This is a genomic window from Candidatus Nanopusillus massiliensis, from assembly GCF_920984865.1.
This window is the reverse complement of record NZ_OV100765.1, coordinates 602357-602946: the sequence shown is the minus strand read 5'-3', so window position 1 is coordinate 602946 and position 590 is coordinate 602357. Positions and strand designations below refer to the sequence as shown.

Below are 590 nucleotides of genomic sequence, written 5' to 3'. Positions count from 1 at the left end.
GTAATAAGTTTTCCTACCTGAGTATCTGTCNAATACCAAGTGTTTATTATATTTTTTGTTTTTTCATATTCTTCTTTTTCTTTTGAGAATAACTTAATGCTATAAAAGTTCCTTAGAACATTATTTACTTGAGTTTCGGCATCTACAGACTTTATTCTTGCTTTTTTATCAATTCTTCTAATTTTTCTTTCATAAATTATGAAAAGAACAAAAATAACAAATGCTGGCAATTATTATAGGTATTGCTAAAAATGGTAATAATAAAAAAAGTATAATAAGGGTCCCAACAAGCATTAAAGTATCTATAATTATAAAAGGCAGNTCAAATGCAATAAAACCATCTATTTCTTCTATATCCGTTTGATATCTTGCTATTAATGTAGAAGGAGAGTATTTTTCTATAAAAGAAACATCATTAAAAATTATATGTTCTAATATATAACTCTCTTATTCCCTTTCTGATTTTTGTCTGTGTAATATTTAATAAAGAATTACCTATTAAATANNNAAATCTAGAAATAATAGAAGATATTAGCATTAAGAAAATTATTGTAAGAAATACTTCCATTGATTGTATTTTTGATATAAGA

At 23.6% G+C, this 590-nt stretch carries 2 protein-coding genes (1 of these 2 cut by a window edge); both read right to left on the bottom strand.

Annotated features, from left to right (window positions below):
- Window positions 1–230 carry the 5' portion of an ABC transporter transmembrane domain-containing protein gene (locus tag LUA84_RS05585; protein ID WP_457913305.1) on the bottom strand. It extends 160 nt beyond the left edge of the window, so only the first 230 of its 390 coding nucleotides appear in the window; it begins with the start codon at window positions 228–230; its stop codon lies off the left edge, out of view.
- Window positions 190–402 carry a hypothetical protein gene (locus LUA84_RS05580; protein ID WP_457913402.1) on the bottom strand — a complete coding sequence of 71 codons (213 nt, stop codon included), beginning with the start codon at window positions 400–402 and terminating at the stop codon, window positions 190–192. The genes LUA84_RS05585 and LUA84_RS05580 overlap by 41 nt, the downstream gene beginning before the upstream one ends.
- Window positions 403–590: the final 188 nt, after the last annotated feature.